The sequence below is a fragment of the Kitasatospora sp. NPDC051164 genome (assembly GCF_044455625.1).
Lineage (GTDB): Bacteria > Actinomycetota > Actinomycetes > Streptomycetales > Streptomycetaceae > Kitasatospora.
On record NZ_JBITFB010000076.1, the window covers coordinates 1 to 17,811 of the forward strand.

General features: G+C 75.0%; 3 protein-coding genes. All 3 read right to left on the reverse strand.

Annotated features, from left to right (window positions below):
- The coding region (locus ACIBEC_RS46645; protein ID WP_360509807.1) for a beta-ketoacyl synthase N-terminal-like domain-containing protein at positions 1-4,169 on the reverse strand (4,169 nt) is incomplete at its 3' end.
- 45 nt (positions 4,170-4,214) lie between these two features.
- Positions 4,215-13,616 carry a type I polyketide synthase gene (locus tag ACIBEC_RS46650; RefSeq protein ID WP_360509806.1) on the reverse strand — a complete coding sequence of 3,134 codons (9,402 nt, stop codon included), beginning with the start codon at positions 13,614-13,616 and terminating at the stop codon, positions 4,215-4,217.
- 184 nt (positions 13,617-13,800) lie between these two features.
- On the reverse strand, positions 13,801-17,811 hold a 4,011-nt coding region (locus tag ACIBEC_RS46655), incomplete at its 5' end, for an SDR family NAD(P)-dependent oxidoreductase (RefSeq protein ID WP_360509805.1).

A 17,811-nucleotide genomic window follows, 5' to 3' on the forward strand; every position in this document is an offset into this window, starting at 1 on the left:
AGCCCGCCCAGCAGACCCGACGCACCCGTCACCAGGACCGTGCCCGACGACCCGAACACCGACACCGCCTCCGAGGACGCAGCCGCCGCCCTCGAAAGACGCGGCACCCGCACCTCGCCACCGCGCACGACCAGCTCCGGCTCGTCGGCGGCCAGCGCCCCCGCCAGCAGGCCATCCGCAACCTCCGAACCGTCCACGTCCAGGAGGACGAACCGGTCCGGGTTCTCCGTCTGCGCCGAGCGCACCAGGCCCCACACCGGGGCGTGCACCAGGTCCTCGACCTCGGCACCGACCGCCCCACGGGTCACCAGGACCAGACGCGACGCCGAGAACCGCTCATCAGCCAGCCACTCCTGCACCGTCCCCAAAACCCCGTGCAGCGCGGCGCGGACCGCGGCGGACACCTCGCCGTCGGACGTCGCGAGAAGCGGGAGGAGCACGGTGTCGGGGACGGACCGGCCCCCGTCGACCGCCTCGCGGAGCCGCACCAGGTCGGCGAACGGCTCGGCGGACAGCTCGGCGCCGAGGCCTTCCCCGCCGAGCACGACCCAGTCGCCCGTCGGCGCCGGGGAGACCGGCAGCACGGTCCACTCCACCCGGTACGGCGACTCGGCAGGACCGCCGCGCACCTGGCTCTCGGAGACCTCACGCAGCACCAGCGAGCCGACCTCGGCAACGGCCCGGCCGCTCTCGTCGGCGAGTCCCAGCGTGATCGCGTCCGCGCCGGCGCGGGACAGCCGGCCCCGCAGCACGCCGGCGCCCGAGGCGAACAGGGTGACGCCGTTCCACGAGAACGGCAGGCGCCCGCGCCCGGTGTCGTCGAGCAGGTCGCCGAGTGCGACCGCATGCAGCGCGGAGTCCAGCAGCGCCGGGTGCAGGCCGAAGGAGGAGGCGGAGTCCCGTGCGTCGTCCGGCAGCGCCACCTCCACGTAGGTGTCTCCGTCGTGCCGCCAGGCGGCGCGCAGGCCCTGGAACACCGGTCCGTACCCGAACCCGGCCGCGGCCAGCCGCTCGTACAGGTCGTCGAGGGGAACCGGCACCGCACCGGTCGGCGGCCACTCGACCAGCTCGAACGACGGGACGGCGGCCGTGCTGTCGGGTGCGAGCACACCGGTGGCGTGCCGCGTCCACGGCTCGCCCTCCACGGCCTCCTCCGGGCGCGAGTGCAGGCTCAGCGTCCGCCGGCCCGCCTCGTCCACGCCCGCGAGCGCCAACCGCAGCTGGACGCCGCCGCGCTCGGGCAGCACCAGCGGCGCCTCCAGCGTCAGCTCCTCCAGCAGCCCGCAGCCGACCTGGTCACCGGCGCGGATCGCCAGCTCGACGAACGCCGTGCCGGGCAGCAGCACCGCGCCCATCACCGCGTGATCGGCCAGCCACGGGTGCGACTGCACCGACAGCCGGCCGGTGAACACCACACCGTCCGAATCCGGCAACTCCACACTCGCACCGAGCAGCGGGTGCCCCGCCGCACCGAGCCCGATCGACGCGACATCGCCGACCGACGTGCCGCCTTCCAGCCAGTAACGCCGGCGTTGGAAGGGGTAGGTGGGCAGGTCGACCCGGCAGGCGCCGGTACCGGCGAACACGGCCTGCCAGTCGACCGCGAGGCCGCGGACGTGCGCCTGGGCCAGGGCCGCCGTGAGCGTGCGGGCCTCCGGGCGCCCGGCGCGGAGCACCGGGACGAACACGGCCTCGGCCACGGACTCCTGACCCATCGCCGACAGCACACCGTCCGGACCCAACTCGACGAACGTCCGGACACCATCCGCCTCCAGGGCGGTGACCGCGTCCGCGAAACGGACGGCCTCACGGACATGGCGCACCCAGTACCCGGCGTCGGTCAGCTCGGCGGAGACAGGAGCGCCCGTGAGCGTGGAGACGATCGGAATCCGCGGGAGTTCGTAGGTGATCTGCTCGGCGACGGCACGGAAGTCCGCGAGCATGCCGTCCATCAGCGGCGAGTGGAACGCATGACTGACCGTCAGCCGCTTGGACTTGCGACCCTCCAACCGCGCGACCAGCACGAGCACCTCATCCTCGGCACCCGAGACCACGACGGAGGTCGGGCCATTGACGGCGGCGATGCCCACCCCGCCGGTGAGCAGCGGCAGGACCTCGGCCTCGCTCGCCTGCACCGCGACCATCGCACCGCCGCGCGGCAGCGCCTGCATCAACCCGGCCCGAGCCGCCACCAGCCTCGCGGCATCCGCCAGCGAGAACACACCCGCGACATGGGCGGCAGCCAGCTCACCGATCGAATGCCCGGCCAACACGTCCGGGGTCAGCCCCCACGACTCCACCAGCCGGAACAGCGCCACCTCCAGCGCGAACAGCGCCGGCTGAGCCCAACCCGTCTCATCGATCAACGTCCCGTCGGCGATCGCCTCACGCAGCGGACGGTCCAGGAACTGGTCCAGGTGCGCACACACCGCATCGAACGCATCCGCGAACACCGGGAACGCGCCGTACAGCTCCTCCCCCATCCCGACGCGCTGGCTGCCCTGACCGGTGAACAGGAACGCCGTCCGCCCCTCCACCACCGAGGCCTGACCACCGGACACCGCGGCCAGCCCGGCCAGCAACTCCGCACGATCGCAGGCCACGAACCCCGCCCGGTACTCGAACGCCGCCCGGCCCGTCGCCAGCGAGAACCCCAGATCCGCCACACTCGGCGCACCATCGCCCTCGACCACCGCCACCAGCCCCGCCGCCTGCGCCGCAAGCGCCTCCGGGCTCCGCGCCGAAAGCACCACCGGCACCACCGGCAGGGCCACCGAGTCATCCTCCGCGGCCTCCTCCGCGGCCGGAGCCTGCTCCAGGACGGTGTGGGCATTCGTCCCGCTCACACCGAACGCGGAGACGGCAGCCCGGCGCGGCCGACCGGTTTCCGGCCAGGGCCGGTTCTCCGTCAGCAGTTCGACGGCGCCGGCCGTCCAGTCGACGTGCGGGGACGGCTCGTCCACGTGCAGGGTCCGCGGCAGGACGCCGTGCTGCATCGCCATGACCATCTTGATCACGCCGGCGACACCGGCGGCAGCCTGGGTGTGGCCGATGTTGGACTTGAGCGAGCCGAGCCAGAGCGGCCGGTCGTCGGCCCGCTCCTGGCCGTAGGTGTTCAGCAGGGCCTGCGCCTCGATCGGATCGCCGAGTCGTGTGCCGGTGCCGTGCGCCTCCACCGCATCGATCTGATCCGCCGCCAGACCGGCACTCTCCAGGGCCTGCCGGATCACCCGTTGCTGCGACGGGCCGTTCGGGGCGGTCAGCCCGTTGGACGCACCGTCCTGGTTGACCGCGCTGCCGCGCACCACCGCCAGTACCTGGTGGCCGTTGCGTCGCGCGTCGGAGAGCCGCTCGACGAGCAGCATGCCGACGCCCTCGGACCAGCCGGTGCCGTCCGCCGCGGCGGCGAAGGCCTTGCACCGGCCGTCCGAGGCCAGCCCGTGCTGGCGGCTGAACTCGACGAACACGTCGGGGGTGGCGAGGACGGTCACACCGCCCGCGAGCGCCATCGAGCACTCACCGTTGCGCAGCGCCTGCACCGCGAGGTGCAGGGCGACCAGCGAGGAGGAGCAGGCGGTGTCGACGGTGACCGCCGGCCCCTCGAAGCCGAAGGTGTAGGACAGGCGCCCTGAGACGACCGCCGCCGCGTTGCCCGTCAGCAGGTAGCCCTCGACACCGTCCGGCAGGTCGTCCGCGACCGCGCTGTACCCCTGCGAGGAGGCGCCCACGAAGACGCCGGCCCGGCTGCCGCGCAGCGTGGTCGGATCGATGCCGGCCCGCTCGAAGACCTCCCAGGACGTCTCCAGCAGCAGCCGCTGCTGCGGGTCCATGGCCAGCGCCTCGCGCGGGCTGATCTCGAAGAACGCCGGGTCGAACCGGGCGGCATCGTGCAGGAAGCCTCCGCCGCGGGCGTAGAAGGTGCCCGGCCGGTCCGGGTCCGCGTCGTACAGGTCGGCGAGGTTCCAGCCGCGGTCGGTGGGGAACTCGGAGATGGCGTCGCCGGCGTCGGCGACGAGCCGCCACAGAGCCTCCGGAGACTCCACGCCCCCGGGGAACCGGCAGCTCATCCCGACGATCGCGATCGGCTCGCGCGAGGCCGCGATCAGCTGCTGGTTCTGCCGCCGCAGGCGCTCGGTCTCCTTGATGGAGGCCCGTAGCGCTGCGACGATCTTCTCGTTGGGCGTGGTCATCGTGAGCTCCGCACTTCGGACGTGTCAGGTTTCGTTGCTGTCGAGGGCCATGTCGATGAGGCTCGCCACGTCCATCGTGTCGATCAGGTCCAACTCGTCGTCGGAGCTGGTGGCGGAGCCGTCCGTGCCGGGACCGGCGAGCCGGAGCAGGGTGTCCAGCAGGCCGGCCTCGCGGAAGCGCGCCAACGGGATCGCGGCGAGTGCCTCCCGTAGCTGTGCCTCCTGCGGGTCCACCGCCGCCTCCCGGGCGCCGTCGGGGAACAGGCGGTCCCGGACGTGCTCGGCGAGGGCCGCGGGCGTCGGGTAGTCGAAGACGACGCCTGCGGGCAGCTTCAGCCCGGTGACCAGGGTGAGCCGGTTGCGCAGCTCGACCGCGGTCAGCGAGTCGAAGCCGAGCGCCCGGAATGCGCGGTCCGGTTCGACGGACCGGGCGTCCGGGTAGCCGATGGCCTCGGCCACCTCGCCGCGCACCAGTTCCAGCAGGGCGCGGTCGCGGTCGGCGGCCGGGAGCCCGGCCAACCGGGCAGCCAGGGCGCCGTCGTCGTCGCCCTGCCGGCCGGTGTCGTCGGCCGGCTCCGTGTCGAGGACGGCCCTGACCTCGGCCAGGTCGCCGATCAGGGGGCGCCGGCGGGCAGCGGTGTAGGCGGGCGTGAACGCCGCCCAGTCGACGTCAGCGACGACGCCGGTGGGCTCGCCGTCCGCCAGGACGCGCCACAGGCCGAGCAGCGCGGTGCCCGGGGCCATCACCGACAGGCCGAAGCGGCGCAGGTGGTGCTCGGCGTCCGCGCCGGCGGCCATGCCGGCCTCGGCCCAGGGACCCCAGGCCACCGAGGTGCCGGCCAGTCCGCGAGCCCGGCGGGCCTCCACCAGGGCGTCCAGGTGGGCGTTGGCCGCGGCGTAGCCGCCCTGGCCGCCGCTGCCCCAGACCCCGGCGACGGAGGAGAAGGTGACGAAGGCGTCGAGTTCCCGGTCGCCGAGCAGGGCGTCCAGGTGGGCGGCGCCGGCGGCCTTGGCGGCGACGACGGCGGCCAGTTGCGCCGGTCCGCTGTCGTCGAGCGGCGCGTCGGCGACCACGCCGGCCGCGTGGACGACGGCGGTCAGCGGCAGGTCTGCGGGGATGCCGTCGAGCACCCGGGCCAGTGCGTCGCGGTCGGCGCTGTCGCAGGCCGCGACGGTCACCCGGGCACCGAGCGCGCCGAGTTCGGCGACCAGCTCGGCGGCGCCGGGGGCCTCGGGGCCTCGGCGGCCGGTGAGCAGCAGGTGCTCGGCGCCCTCGTCGGCCAGCCGGCGGGCCACCTGGGCGCCGAGGGCGCCGGTGCCGCCGGTGATGAGCACGGTGCCGCGCGGCCGCCAGGGCACGGCCGGGCCCTCGGGCCGGCCGGTGACCCGCTCCAGGCGGCGCACGTGGAGGCCGGTGGCCCGGACGGCGAGCTGGTCCTCGCCGTCGGCGCCGCTGAGGGCGGCGGCCAGCAGCGGACCGGTGTGCGCGTCGAGCTGCTCGGGCAGGTCGACGAGACCGCCCCAGCGGTCGGGGTGTTCCAGGGACGCCACCCGGCCGAGGCCCCAGACCTGGGCCTGCTCGGGCGCGGTGGGACGGTCGCCGGCCCCGGTGCCGACCGCGCCCGCGGTCGCGCACCAGAGCGGGGCGCCGAGCCCGGCGTCGCCGAGGGCCTGCAGCAGGAGGAGGGTGGCGGCGAGGCCTGCGGGCAGTGCCGGGTGGGCGGGGTGCGGCGCCGGGTCGAGGGCGAGCAGCGAGAGCACCCCGGACGGCGTGCCGGCCTCGGCCTCCTCGCGAAGCCGGGCGGCCAGTGCTGCGCGGTCGTCGTCGCCGACGGCCCAGGTGACCACCCGGACGTCGGCGTCTTCGCGGGTGAGCGCGGCCGACACCTCGGCGGTGCGGTCGGCCGTGTCGGTCCCGGCGGGGACCACCAGCAGCCAGCTGCCGGACACCGGGGCGGCCGGTTCGGTGACCGGCCGCCAGACGGCACGGTAGCGCCAACCGTCCGCGGTGGACTGCTCGCGGCTGCGGCGGCGCCAGGCGGCGATCGCCGGGAGGGCGGTGCCGAGCGGCTGGTCGGCGTCGAGCCGCAGTTCGTCGGTGAGCGCGGTCAGGTCCTCGCGCTCGACGACCTCCCAGAAGCGGGCGTCCACCGCATCCGGCTCCCGGGTCACCCCTGCGGTGGCCGCTGCCACGGGCGCGGGCCAGTAGCGCTCCCGCTGGAAGGCGTAGGTCGGCAGGTCGATCCGGCGGGCACCGCTGCCGGCGAAGTACGCGGGCCAGTCGACGGCCGCGCCGCGTGTCTGGGCGGTGGCGAGGGAGGTCGTCAGCGTCCGGGCCTCCGGGTGGCCGTGGCGCAGCACCGGGGCGAAGGCGGCGGGCCGGGCGGCGCAGCCCTGGCCGAGGGCGCTGAGGACGCCGTCGGGGCCGAGCTCCAGGTAGGTGGTGACGCCCTGGGCTTCCAGCGTCCGGACGGCGTCGGCGAAGCGGACGGCCTCGCGGACGTGCCGCACCCAGTAGCCGGGCTCGGTCAACTCGGCGGAGGCGAGTGCGCCGGTGAGGGTCGAGACGACCGGGATCCGCGGCGCCTCGTACGCCACCTGCTCCGCAACGGCACGGAAGTCGTCGAGCATGCCGTCCATCAGCGGCGAGTGGAAGGCGTGGCTGACGGTCAGTCGCTTGGTGCGGCGTGCGTCGGCGGCGAGCTTCTCGGCGATTTCGAGCACGGCGCTCTCGGCGCCCGAGATCACCACGGAGGTCGGGCCGTTGACCGCGGCGATGCCGACGCCTTCGGCCAGCAGCGGCAGCACCTCGTCCTCCGCCGCCTCCACCGCCACCATCGCGCCGCCGCGCGGCAGCGCCTGCATCAACCGCCCGCGCGCCGCGACCAGCCGCGCCGCGTCCGCCAGCGAGAACACGCCCGCGACGTGGGCGGCGGCCAGCTCGCCGATGGAGTGACCGGCCAGCGCGTCGGGGCGCAGACCCCACGACTCCAGCAGGCGGAACAGCGCGACCTCGAGCGCGAACAGCGCGGGCTGGGTGTACGCCGTCTCGTCGATCAGCTCGGCGTCCGCGATCGCCTCGCGCAGCGGACGCTCCAGGTGGCCGTCCAGCTCCGCGCAGACCGCGTCGAGAGCCTCGGCGAACACCGGGTACGTCTCGTACAACTCAGCTCCCATGCCCCGCCGCTGACTGCCCTGGCCGGTGAAGAGGAAGGCGAGTTTGCCGCCCGTGGCCGAGCCCCGGACCACAGTCGCACCGGGAGTGCCGGCGGCCAACCCCTGTAGACCCCGCATCAACCCCTGCTCGTCGGCAGCCACCACGACCGCCCGGTGCTCCATCGCGGAGCGGCCGGTGGCCAGCGAGTACGCGGCGTCGCCGGGCGCGGCGCCGGTGGCCACCGCTCGCAGCAGCCGCTCGGCCTGGGCCCTCAGGCCGTCCTCCGTGGGGGCCGACAGCGGCACCGGCCAGACCGGCGGTGCGGCCGGGCCCGGCTCGGCGACGGCCGGCTCCGGCTCCTGTGCCTGCTCCAGGACGACGTGCGCGTTGGTGCCGCTCATGCCGAACGAGGAGACCGCCGCGCGGCGGGGGCGGCCGGTCCGCGGCCACGCCGTGTTCTGCGTCAGCAGTTCCACGGCCCCGGCCGACCAGTCGACCTCGGTGGACGGCGCGTCGATGTGCAGGGTGCGCGGCAGGACGCCGTGCTGCATCGCCAGCACCATCTTGATGACGCCCGCGACACCGGCGGCGGCCTGGGTGTGGCCGATGTTGGACTTCACCGAGCCGAGCCGGAGCGGCTGCGCACCGGTGCGGTCCTGGCCGTAGGTGGCGAGCAGCGCCTGGGCCTCGATCGGGTCGCCGAGCCGGGTGCCGGTGCCGTGCGCCTCGACGGCGTCCACGTCGGCGGCGCCGAGGCGGGCGGAGGCGAGTGCCTGGCGGATGACCCGCTGCTGGGAGGGCCCGTTCGGGGCGGTGAGGCCGTTGGAGGCGCCGTCCTGGTTGACGGCGGAACCGCGGACGACGGCCAGCACCCGGTGGCCGTTCCGTTCGGCGTCGGAGAGCCGCTCGACCAGCAGCAGACCGACGCCCTCGCCCCAGCCGGTGCCGTCCGCGCCGGCCGCGAACGCCTTGCAGCGGCCGTCGGCCGCCAGACCGCCCTGCCGGCTGAACTCGACGAACGCACCCGGCGTCGACATCACCGTGACGCCGCCCACCAGGGCGAGCGAGCACTCCCCGGCCCGCAGAGCCTGGCCCGCCAGGTGCAGCGCGACCAGCGAGGAGGAGCAGGCGGTGTCGACGGTGACCGCCGGGCCCTCCAGACCGAAGGTGTACGACAGCCGTCCGGAGACGACACTTGCCGCCGTGCCCGTGCCGAGCCGCCCCTCCAGGTCGTCGGAGGAGTTGGCGGCAAGGGTCAGGTAGTCCTGGCCGTTGGTGCCGACGAAGACGCCGGTCCGGCTGCCGCGCAGCGCGGCCGGGTCGATGCCCGCCCGCTCGAACGCCTCCCAGGAGGTCTCCAGCAGCAGCCGCTGCTGGGGGTCCATGGCGAGCGCCTCGCGCGGCGAGATCCCGAAGAAGACCGGGTCGAACTCGGCGGCGTCGTGCAGGAATCCGCCCTCCCTGGTACCGGCCCGGCCGGGCCCGTCACCGTGCAGGGCGGCGAGGTCCCAGCCCCGGTCGGTGGGGAACCCGGAGACGGCGTCACCGCCGTCGAGCAGCAGCTGCCACAGCTCCTCCGGTGAGCCGACCCCGCCGGGGAAACGGCAGCTCATGGCCACGATCGCGATGGGCTCGTCGGTGGCGGAGCCGGCGAAGTGGGCACCGCTGGTCTCCGGGACCGCCGATTCGGCGTGGCCGAGGACCTCGGTCCCGAGGTGGCCGGCGAGGGCGGTGACGGTCGGGTAGTCGAAGACCAGTGTGGAGGGCAGGCTCAGGCCGGTGACGACGGTGAGGCGGTTGCGCAGCTCGACGGCGGTCAGCGAGTCGAAGCCCAGCTCGCGGAAGGCCCGGCCCGCGTCCACCGCGTCCGCCTCCGCGTAGCCGAGCACCCCGGCCACCTCGGTGCGGACCAGATCCAGCAGGACGGCGGCCCGGTCGTCGGGGGCCAGCCCGGCCAGGCGGCCGGCAAGTCCGTCGGACGGGCCCTCGGGGCGGTCGGGCTCGGACTGCGCGGAGGTGGAGCGGCCGGCCTCGGGGATCTCGGCGAAGAGGGGGACGGGCACCGTCGTGCCGTCGAGCAGCCGCTCCCAGACGATGTCGGCGACGGCGAGCGCAGTGTCGCCGTTCTCCAGTGCCTGCTGAAGCGCGGTCATGGCGAGGTCGGGAGCCATCGGGGGCACACCCTCGCGGCGCAGGCGCACGGCGAGCCGGTCGTCGGTCGCCATGCCCGCCTCGGCCCACGGACCCCAGGCGATCGAGGTCGCGGGCAGTCCGTCGGCCCGCCGCTGCTCGGCGAGCGCATCCAGGTAGGCGTTGGCCGCGGCGTAGTTGCCCTGACCTGCACTGCCGATCGTCCCGGCCGTCGAGGAGAACAGCACGAAGGCCGAGAGGTCGTGACCGCTGGTCAGCTCGTGGAGGTTGCGCGCGGCGTCCACCTTCGGCAGGGCCACCGATGCCAGCCGCTCGGCGGTCAGTGCGTCGATCACGCCGTCGTCCAGAACGCCGGCCGTGTGGAAGACCGCCGACAGCTCGTGCTCGGCCAACAGGCCCGCCAGCGCCTCGCGGTCGGCGACATCACAGGCCGCCACGGTCACGGCCGCGCCAAGGGCGGTCAGCTCGTCGCGGAGCTCGGAAGCCCCCGGGGCATCCGGGCCACGGCGGCTGGTCAGCACCAGGTGCCCGGCACCGTTGCGGGCCAGCCAGCGCGCGACCTGCGCACCCAGCGCACCCGTCCCGCCAGTGACCAGCACTGTCCCGGACGGCGACCACGCCGAGCCCTCCCCACGCGCAGCACGGACCAGACGGCGGCCGAAGACACCGGACGCGCGGACCGCGACCTGATCCTCACCGGCATCGGCCAGCACACCGGCCAGCCGGCCGAAGGCCCGCTCGTCCGCGTCCACGGGCAGATCGACCAGACCACCCCACCGCTCCGGATGTTCCAGCGCGACGACCCGGCCCAGGCCCCACACCTGCGCCTGCACCGGATCGGCCACCCGCTCCGAACGCCCAGTGGCCACCGCGCCCCGCGTGACACACCACAGCGGCGCAGCGACACCGGCATCGCCCAGCGCCTGAACGAGAGCCAACACCTCGCCCGGTGCGGCAGCCGGGAGCACAATGCCCGCCACTGCCGCACCATCGGCCAGCACCGACCGCAACTCGCCCACCAGTACACCGCGATCGGCCGTGCCGGCCTCGAAGACCCGCACCTCCGCGCCCCGACCGGTCAGCACCCCGGCCAGCTCCCCAGCGCCGGCCGCCACCAGCCACACACCCGACAGCCCGTCCGCCGACTCCACCAGCGGCCGCCAGGCCACCCGGTAGCGCCAGCCGTCGACCACTGTCGCCTCACGGCTGCGCCGCCGCCACGCCGCCAGCATCGGGAGCGCGTCGCCGAGGCGGTCGCCGTCCTCCACGCCGAGGGTCTCGGCGAGCGCAGCGAGGTCCTCGCTCTCCACGGCCTCCCAGAACCGGGCATCCACCGGGTCGGCCGGCAGCCCGGCCGGGACGGGGCCGCCCGACTCCAGCCAGTACCGTCCGGGGCGGAAGCCGTAGGTCGGCAGCTCCACCCGCCGTGCGCCGCTTCCGGCGTAGAACGCGGCCCAGTCGACGGTGACGCCGCGCAGGTGGGCACGCGCCACGGCGCTGGTCAGCGTCTCGGTCTCGGGGCGGCCGGCGCGCAGCAGCGGGACGAACACGGCCTCGGCCGCGGACTCCTGGCCCATGGCCGAGAGCACCCCGTCCGGCCCGAGCTCCACGAATGTCCGGACGCCCTGTGCCTCCAGCACCTGCACCGCATCGGCGAACCGGACCGTCTCCCGGACATGCCGCACCCAGTACTCGGGATCCGTCAGCTCGGCCGAGACGAGCGCACCCGTCAACGTCGACACGACCGGGATCCGCGGCACCTCGAACACCACCTGCCCGGCCACCGCACGGAACGCGTCCACCATCCCGTCCATCAACGACGAATGGAACGCATGACTGACCGTCAGCCGCTTGGTCTTCCGACCCTGGGCCTCCCAGTCGGCAGCCAGCTCCAGGACCGCCCGCTCGTCGCCGGAAACCACCACGGAGGAAGGCCCGTTGACGGCGGCAATGCCCAGCTCGTCGCCGCGCCCGAGCAGCAGGGGCAGGACCTCGCCCTCGGCGGCCTCCACAGCCACCATCGCGCCGCCGCGCGGCAGCGCCTGCATCAGCCGGCCGCGCGCGGCCACCAGCTTGCACGCATCCGCCAGCGAGAACACCCCGGCGACGTGCGCGGCGGCGATCTCACCGATCGAATGCCCGGCCAGGAGGTCAGGCCGCACACCCCAGGACTCGACCAGCCGGAACAGCGCCACCTCCACCGCGAACAAGGCCGGCTGCGCGTAACCCGTCTCATGGATCAGCGCCTCATCGGCGATCGCCTCACGCAGCGGACGATCCAGATGACCGTCCAGCTCGGCACAGACCTCGTCGAAAGCCGCGGCGAACACACGGTGGGCCACGTACAACTCCCCACCCATCCCCACCCGCTGGCTGCCCTGGCCGGTGAACAGGAAGGCGGACGGCCCGTCGGCGACGATATCCTGGAGCGCCTGCCCGCGCTCGCCCTCGGCGAGGGCGCGGAGCGAACGCCGCAGCTCATCGGTGTCCGTGGCGACCAGGGCGGCACGGTGCGGCAGCGCGGCCCTGGTGGTGGCCAGCGAGTAGCCGATGTCGAGCGGATCGGCCTCGGACACGGTGTCCAAGTGGGCCAGCAGTCGGGCGGCCTGCACCGGGAGGGCGTCGGCGCTGCGCGCGGAGAGCAGCCACGGCACGGCCGTACGGTTGGCGCGGTCCGCGGCGAGGGCCACCGGCGCGGCGGCCGGGGCCGAGGCGTCCGGGTCCTCGGCGGGCTCGGGGGCCTGCTCCAGGATGGTGTGGGCATTGGTGCCGCTGACGCCGAACGAGGAGACTGCGGCCCGGCGCGGCTGCCCGGTCTCGGGCCAGGGACGGGGCTCGGTCAGCAGCTCGACCGCACCCGCCGTCCAGTCGACGTGCGGGGACGGCTCGTCCACGTGCAGGGTCTGCGGGAGCAGGCCGTGGCGCATCGCCATGACCATCTTGATCACGCCGGCGACACCGGCGGCGGACTGGGTGTGGCCGATGTTCGACTTCAACGAGCCGAGCCACAGCGGCTGTTCGGCCGGCCTCTCCTGGCCGTAGGTGGCGAGCAGCGCCTGCGCCTCGATCGGGTCGCCGAGGACGGTGCCGGTGCCGTGCGCCTCCACCGCGTCCACGTCGGCGGGGGCGAGCCGGGCGTCGGCCAGCGCCTGGCGGATCACCCGCTGCTGGGCCGGGCCGTTCGGCGCGGTCAGGCCGTTGGACGCGCCGTCCTGGTTGATCGCCGAACCGCGGACCACGGCGAGCACCGGGTGCCCGTTGCGGCGGGCGTCGGAGAGCCGCTCGACCAGCAGGACGGCGACGCCCTCGGACCAGCCGGTGCCGTCCGCCGCGCCCGCGAAGGACTTGCAGCGGCCGTCGGCGGCCAGGCCCCGCTGGCGGCTGAACTCGACGAACACGTCCGGCGTCGCCATCACCGTCACACCGCCGACCAGGGCCTGCGCGCAGTCACCGTCGCGCAGCGCCTGGCAGGCCCAGTGGAGTGCCACCAGCGAGGACGAGCAGGCGGTGTCCAGGGTGGCCGCCGGGCCCTCCAGGCCCAGCGTGTAGGCGATCCGGCCGGAGAGCACACTGGTCGCATTGCCGGTCAGCAGCCGCCCCTCGACGCCCTCGGGCACCTCGCGCAGCTCCGAGCCGTACCCCTGGTAGCTGCCGCCGACGTACACGCCGGTGCGGCTGCCGCGCAGCGACGCCGGGTCGATGCCGGCCCGCTCGAAGACCTCCCAGGAGGCCTCCAGCATCAGCCGCTGCTGCGGGTCCATCGCGAGCGCCTCGCGGGGCGAGATCCCGAAGAACTCGGCGTCGAACTCGGCGGCGCCGTGCAGGAATCCGCCCCCGCTCGCGTAGAAGGTACCCGGGTGGTCCGGGTCCGGGTGGTAGAGGTTCTCGACGTCCCAGCCTCGGTCGGCGGGGAACGGCGAGATCGCGTCGGTGCCGGTGGACACCAGCTGCCACAGGTCCTCCGGCGAGCGGACGCCGCCGGGCAGGCGGCAGCTCATCGCGACGATCGCGATCGGCTCCTGCTCCGCCTCCTCGACCTCGCGCAGCCGGCGGTTGGCCCGGCGCAGCTCGGCGGTCATCCACTTGAGGTGGTCGAGGAGCTTCTTTTCGTCTGCCATCAGCGGGCCGCCTTCGAAGGTGCCGGGTGGATCGCGCTCGTCGCGCAAGGGGACGGAGAGGTCGAGCGGAGGGTGGTGATCGGGCCGGCAGGGGTGCCGGGGGAGGTCGGCGCCCCGGACAGGGGGGACGCCGACGGGGTGCCGGGGCGGGCGCGGCCCGCCCCGGCGTACACGGGGTGCACGGTCAGGACCTGCCGAATTCCTTGTCGATGAGGTCGAGGAGGTCGTCGGCGGACACGTCGTCCAGCTCGTCCTCGTCGGCCTCGTCCACCGCGCCGCCGGCCGCGTTCCACTTGGCCAGCAGGGCCTGGAGGCGGGCGGTGACGCGAGCGCGGTCGGCGTGGTCCGAGGCGACGGCGGACAGCGTCCGGTCGAGCGCGTCGAGTTCGGCGAGCGCCGAGCCCGCCCCGGTGTCGTCGTCGCCGGCGATCTCGGCCCGCAGGTGGGCGGCGAGCACGGTCGGGTTCGGGTAGTCGAACACCAGGCTGGTGGGCAGCCGGAGGCCGACGGCGGTGCCGAGCCGGTTGCGCAGCTCGACCGCGGTCAGCGAGTCGAAGCCCAGCTCGGTGAACGCCCTCGCAGCCTCGACCGCCGCAGCCCCGGCGTAGCCGAGGACGGCGGCGACCTCGCCGCGGACCAGGTCGAGCAGCGCCCGCTCCCGCTCGGCGGCGGGCAGCGACCGCAGCTGCTCCTGGAAGGCCGCGGACTGCTCGGCGGTGCCCGCCTCCGGACCCGCGGTGGCACCCTCCAGCGCCTCGCCGACCTCGGGCAGGTCGCCGATCAGCGGCCGCGGGCGAGCGGCGGTGAAGGCCGGCGCGAACAGCGCCCAGTCCACGTCCGCCACCGTCAGCGCCGTCTCCCTGTGGTCCAGCGCCTGCTGGAGCGCGGCGATGCCGAGCTCCGGCGCCATCACCCGCAGGCCGCGCCGGCGCAGCTGCTCGGCAGCGGCGGCGTCCTCGGCCGCCATGCCGATGCCGCCCCAGGGCCCCCACGCCACCGAGGTGGCGGCGAGTCCGGCGGCACGGCGCCGCTCGGCGAGGGCGTCGAGGAAGGCGTTGGCGGCCGCGTAGCCGGTCTGCCCGCCGCTGCCCCACACGCCCGCGATCGAGGAGAAGAGGACGAAGGCGTCCAGCTCGGTGGCGCCCAGGGCCGCGTCGAGGTGGACCGCCCCGGACACCTTGGCGTCCACGACCGCCGCCAGTTCGGCGAGGTCGCTGTCCATCAGGGCGGTGTCCTGGGTGACGCCGGCGGCATGCACCACCGCGCGCAGCGGCAGGCCGTCCTCGCCGACGAGCAAGCGCTTGACCAGCGACTCCACCGCCTCGCGGTCGGACGCGTCGCAGGCCTCCAGGGTCACCCGGACTCCGGTGGCCGCCAGTTCGTCGCGCAGCCGGACCGCACCGGGGGCCTCGGCGCCGCGCCGGCCGGTGAGCACCAGGTGCTCAGCGCCGTTGCGGGCCAGCCAGCGGGCCACCTCCGAACCGAGCGCGCCGGTGCCGCCGGTGACCAGCACCGTGCCGCGCGGCCGCCACGGAGCCGTCGGGGCAACGGGCCGTTCGGCGCGCACCAGGCGCCGGGCCAGCACCCCGGAACGGCGCACCGCCAGCTGGTCCTCGCCGTCCCCGGCGGACAGCACGCCCGCCAGGCGGGCCGCCGCCCGGTCGTCCACCGTCACCGGCAGGTCGACCAGACCGCCCCAGCGCTCGGGGTGCTCCAGGGCCACCGTCCGGCCCAGACCCCAGACCTGCGCCTGAACCGGGCTCAGCACGCCCTGGGCCGCACCCGTCGCCACCGCTCCGCGCGTCGCACACCACAGCGGGGCGCCGATCCCGGCGTCGCCGAGGGCCTGGACGAGCACCGCGGTCGCGGCCGGCCCGGCGGCGAGCGCCGGGTGGACGGGGTGCTGCTCCTCGTCCACGGCGAGCAACGACAGGACACCCGCCGGAGTCCCCCCTGCCGCGTCCCAGGCAGCGCGCAGCTCATCGGCGAGCGCGGCGCGCTCGCACGTGCCGGCATCGACCGCGATCCGCCGCACCCGCGCCCCGCCGTCCGACAGGGCCCGCTCGACGGCGGCGGTCCACTGCCGCGCGGCCTGCGGGAGCGTACCGTCCGCCGGGACGACCAGCAGCCAGTCACCGGTCAGCACCCCGTCGTACGAGGCGTCGGCCAGCGGCCGCCAGACCACCCGGTAGCGCCAGCCGTCCACCAGGTGCTGCTCGCGCTGCTGGCGTCGCCAGGCCGAGAGAACCGGCAGGACGGGCGCCAGGGCGGTCAGCGGGGACCGTTCGTCCGAGGCGTCCACCTCCAGGGTCGCCGCCAGCGTGGTCAGATCCTCGCTCTCCACCGCCTCCCAGAACCGGGCGTCCACCGGGTCGCCGCCCTGGCCCGCCGCGCCGTGCACGGCGGCCGCGACGGAGACCGGGGCCTCAGGCCAGTACCGCTGCCGTTGGAAGGGGTAGGTAGGCAGGTCGACCCGGCGCGCGCCGGTACCGGCGAACACGGCCTGCCAGTCGACCGCGAGACCGCGGACGTGCGCCTGGGCCAGGGCCGCCGTGAGCGTGCGGGCCTCCGGGCGGCCGGCGCGGAGCACCGGGACGAACACGGCCTCGGCCACGGACTCCTGACCCATCGCGGACAGCACCCCGTCCGGACCCAACTCGACGAACGTCCGGACACCATCCGCCTCCAGGGCGGTGACCGCGTCCGCGAAACGGACGGCCTCACGGACGTGGCGCACCCAGTACCCGGCGTCGGTCAGCTCGGCGGAGACAGGAGCGCCCGTGAGAGTGGAGACAATCGGAATCCGCGGAAGTTCGTAGGTGACCTGCTCGGCAACGGCACGGAAGTCCGCGAGCATGCCGTCCATCAGCGGCGAATGGAACGCATGACTGACCGTCAGCCGCTTGGACTTCCGACCCTCCAACCGCGCGACCACGGCCAGCACCGCATCCTCGGCACCCGAGACCACCACGGAGGTGGGCCCGTTGACCGCGGCGATCCCGACACCCTCGGTCAGCAGCGGCAGCACCTCGGCCTCGCTCGCCTGCACCGCGACCATCGCACCGCCACGCGGCAGCGCCTGCATCAACCCGGCCCGAGCCGCCACCAGCCTCGCGGCATCCGCCAGCGAGAACACACCCGCGACATGGGCGGCAGCCAGCTCACCGATCGAATGCCCGGCCAGCACGTCCGGGGTCAGACCCCACGACTCCACCAGCCGGAACAGCGCCACCTCCAGCGCGAACAGCGCCGGCTGAGCCCAACCCGTCTCATCGATCAACGTCCCGTCCGCGATCGCCTCACGCAGCGGACGGTCCAGGAACTGGTCCAGGTGCGCACACACCGCATCGAACGCGTCCGCGAACACCGGGAACGCGCCGTACAGCTCCTCCCCCATCCCGACGCGCTGGCTGCCCTGACCGGTGAACAGGAACGCCGTCCGCCCCTCCACCACCGTGCCGTGGAGCGCGTTCGCGCCCGAGCCGCCCGTGGCCAGGGCCCGGAGGCCCGCCAGCAGTTCCGTCCGGTCCTCGGCCAGCACGGCCGCCCGGTGTTCGAGCGAAGCCCGGCCGACTGCCGCGGAAAGCGCCAGGTCGGCGAGCCGGGCCTCGGGCTGCTCCTCGACAACGGCGATGACGCGCTCGGCCTGGGCCCGCAGTGCGGTCTCGCTCTTGGCGGACAGCACCACCGGCAGCACCGGCACGGTCGCCGCGGCGTCCTCCGGGGCCTCCTCGACCACCGGGGCCTGCTCCAGGATCGTGTGGGCATTCGTCCCGCTGATGCCGAAGGCGGAGATGCCCACACGGCGCGGGCGGCCGGTCTCCGGCCAGTCGACGTTCTCGGTCAGCAGCGAGACGCTGCCGGCCGTCCAGTCGACGTGCGGGGTCGGCGCGTCCACGTGCAGGGTCCGCGGCAGGACGCCGTGCTGCATCGCGAGCACCATCTTGATCACACCGGCGGCACCGGCCGCGGCCTGGGTGTGCCCGAGGTTGGACTTCACCGAGCCGAGCCAGAGCGGCCGGTCGTCGGCCCGCTCCTGGCCATAGGTCGCGAGCAGGGCCTGTGCCTCGATCGGGTCACCAAGGCGGGTGCCCGTGCCGTGCGCCTCGACCGCGTCGATCTGGTCCGCCGTCAGCCCGGCACCGGCCAGGGCCTGCCGGATCACCCGCTGCTGCGACGGACCGTTCGGCGCCGT